The 2,885-nt window shown below is 56.8% G+C and carries 3 protein-coding genes and 1 pseudogene; 3 read left to right on the forward strand and 1 reads right to left on the reverse strand.

Annotated elements, in window-relative coordinates:
• Positions 1–30: 30 nt before the first annotated feature.
• Positions 31–600: a hypothetical protein gene (locus PACILC2_RS25130; RefSeq protein ID WP_213531677.1), complete on the reverse strand. Its 570-nt coding sequence runs from the start codon at positions 598–600 to the stop codon at positions 31–33.
• Between the two features lie 429 nt (positions 601–1,029).
• Here PACILC2_RS25130 and PACILC2_RS28260 point away from each other — a divergent pair.
• From PACILC2_RS28260 to PACILC2_RS25145, 3 genes and pseudogenes are all read left to right on the forward strand, one after another.
• Positions 1,030–1,617, forward strand: a pseudogene (locus PACILC2_RS28260) (ABC transporter substrate-binding protein); the annotation flags it as partial.
• The gene (locus PACILC2_RS27695) at positions 1,568–2,335 is read left to right on the forward strand and encodes an extracellular solute-binding protein (RefSeq protein ID WP_280515402.1); all 768 of its coding nucleotides are present in this window, start codon (positions 1,568–1,570) and stop codon (positions 2,333–2,335) included. The pseudogene PACILC2_RS28260 and the gene PACILC2_RS27695, both read left to right, overlap by 50 nt.
• Positions 2,336–2,355: 20 nt before the next feature.
• A partial coding sequence (locus PACILC2_RS25145) for a carbohydrate ABC transporter permease (protein WP_213531681.1) occupies positions 2,356–2,885 on the forward strand: 530 nt, incomplete at its 3' end.

Here is a 2,885-nt window from a genome sequence, read left to right on the forward strand (position 1 = left end):
CGGTGTCGGCCAACAGCCGTTTGACATAGTTCAGCCGGGCGGAAATGATTTTTTGTGCGGCGTTACGCCAACCGCTTTGCGGAACCGGTGTTCGAGCATTCTGCGGGATAGCGGAATTTCGTTCAGCAAGTCCTTGACCGTTATGCCTTCGCAGGCGTTGTTATGGATGAAGTCAAGCGCTTCCGATACGATTTGGTCTTCTTCGATAGTAGGGTCGGCTGGCGGACGTCCGTCCGGGCCAACCGGGCGGTCGTCATCCCGGTGTTCGCTTTGCCCGGCTAATATTCGGTCGAGCAGCAGCGCGGCGTTGTAACCGGCTTTCACGCTGTCCGGCATGACGGAAGAAGAGGGAGGGACAAGGTTTTCGCGCGCGTTTCGCTCCTGCAGGCCGCCGTCTGGCGCCTCTGTCTCCGGCACCGGAATCCGTGCCAGTTTACAAGCTTCCAGCAGCACGTCCGCAAGCGAAAAGACGAACCAGTGGGGATGCTCCCGGGCATACTGCCGGAGCCCTTGTAGCATTGCGGCATGCTGGTCTTTCGAGGCGTCGATCAACACGGCGACTGCCTTGTCGGAACAGAACGAAGAATCACCTTGCATCATGTGCCCGCGACCACCTTTACTGGATTGGTGTTGCCATACGGCCATTTTTGCCTGCGCGCGGATGAGGAATCGTAGGTGTAAAGTCATTCGTTCGGAGCGGACCGGTTTGGGAACCGGTTTACTAAATCGGTTAACCGAATTCTATCAAATCGGATTCCGGAAATCAAGGCAATTCCGGTGCGCCGTCATCCGGCACCATCACCGGCAGCCGCCGCGGAAAGCGGCGATGTAAAAAAACTCAATTTTTTAAGCGCAAAATCTCATTGACCTTGGAAACCGATTCCCAATATAATCGCGTTACAAATTGCTCCGGCTCTTTTGAGAGAAAACGGGATGCCGATCGAAAGACCCGATTCGAAATGATGCAGAAGAGCGGAGCTTATAACCAGTAACGGAGGGATGCCCATGAAGAAAATGAAAGCGCTTATTATGCCGCTCGTCTTCCTTTCGGTTCTCATCGGGTTGCCGGCTTGCAGCGGAGGGGGGACGAAGACGACACCGGCGGGTTCCGCGGAGAATCCGGATCAGGGGGAGAAAATCGCGATCAGCTTCGCCTGGTGGGGAGACGCGAAACGTCATGAGAAGTACAACGCGATTGCGGATATGTACGAGAAAGAGCATCCGAACGTCAAAATCGAAAGGCAGTACGGCAGCTTCAACGACTACTGGGACAAGCTGGCGACCCAGACCGCAGGAGGCAACGCGCCCGACGTGATCGGCATGCACGCGACGTATGTGGCCGATTATGCGCAAAGAGGCGCGCTGCTCGAACTCGATCCGTATCTCGAGAACAAGACGATCGATCTGAGTGATTTTCCCGAAGCGGTGCGGGAAGTCGGCAAAGTCGACGGGAAAACGGTCATGGTCGCGCAAGGCGTCACGATGACGGGGTGGGCGTACAATGCCGGGACGCTGGATAAGCTCGGCGTTCAGGCGCCGGAGTTCGACTGGACCTGGGATGACTTTCATGCCAAGGCGGCCGAAATTCAAAAGGCGATCGGCGCAAGCGACGACCCGGACCGGTGGGCGGTGGTCGACGCCGGCGGCGATATTAGCGGGGCTGCAGGTGTTCGCGCGGCAGCGCGGCAAAGAACTGTTCGATGCCGACGGCAAGCTGGGCGTGACGAAAGAGGATGTGGCCGCCTGGTTCGCCATATGGGACCGGCTCCGCAAAGACAAGATGGCTCCGGATGCGGCAACGAGCGAGCAATATGCCAACGTCTCGCTCGATCAAAGTCTGTTCGTCAAAGGAAAAGTGATTCTGGCCATATTCCCGTTCAATCAGATTCCGCTATACCAGCATTATGTGGACGGAGACGTTCAGGCGCTGCGCAGACCGGGTGATCCGGCAGGGCGGGAGGGCGAATTTGTGGAAGGCGCTTATCTTGCCGTTTCCGCCCGCTCGAAGCATCCGCAGGAAGCGGCCGATTTTATCAACTTTTTCGTCAACCGCGAAGAAGCGCAGAAGGTTTTCAAGCTGGAGCAAGGCGCGCTCGGTTCGACGAAAGGCAATGAAGCGATCAAATCGGAGCTGTCGCCGGCGGAACAGCGAACCCTCGACGCGATCCAGACCAGTCTGAAGACGGCCGGTACGATTCCGCTGCCGCCCAAAGGGCAGGGCGAGGTTCGCACGCTGCTGAGCGAAACGGCCCAGGAAATCGCCTTCGGGCAAAAGACGGTCGATCAGGGGGCGCAAAATTTCGTCGAGAAGGCCGCGGCCATTTTGAACCGATGACGGCTTTCGGGAGTGAAACGATGCAAACGATCAAAACGTTCTGGAAAAACAATTGGGTCGGTTATTTGTTCCTGTCGCCGTGGCTGCTCGGATTGCTCTGTCTGACCGCTTTTCCCATGGCCTTTTCGTTATATCTTTCCTTTACGAGATATGATTTGTTGACCGCTCCGCAATGGATCGGCTTTCAGAACTTTGCGGAAATGTTTCGCGACGCGAAATATATCAAAAGCGTGACGGTCACGCTGACGTATGTGCTGCTTGCCGTTCCGCTGTCTCTCGGCTTCGCGCTCGCCATCGCGCTGCTTTTGAATAAGGGGATCAGGGGGCTGAACGTTTACCGCGCGATTTATTACGTGCCTTCCCTGTTCGGCGGCAGCGTCGCCATCGGCCTGCTGTGGCGCCAAATTTTCGGTGGGGACGGCTTGATCAACGGCCTTCTCGGGCGGCTCGGCATCGAAGGAACGAACTGGATCGCTTCGCCGGGCACGGCGTTGTATACGCTTATTGTGTTGTCGGTATGGCAGTTCGGCTCCTCGATGGTCATTTTTTG

Origin of the sequence: Paenibacillus cisolokensis (assembly GCF_018403665.1) — a bacterium.
Lineage (GTDB): Bacteria > Bacillota > Bacilli > Paenibacillales > Paenibacillaceae > Paenibacillus_AH > Paenibacillus_AH cisolokensis.

Excerpts from the sequence above, each read along its gene's own strand:
- PACILC2_RS25130 (WP_213531677.1), bottom strand. The coding sequence starts at position 600 with ATGATGCAAGGTGATTCTTCGTTCTGTTCCGACAAGGCAGTCGCCGTG.
- PACILC2_RS27695 (WP_280515402.1), top strand. The coding sequence starts at position 1,568 with ATGCCAAGGCGGCCGAAATTCAAAAGGCGATCGGCGCAAGCGACGACC.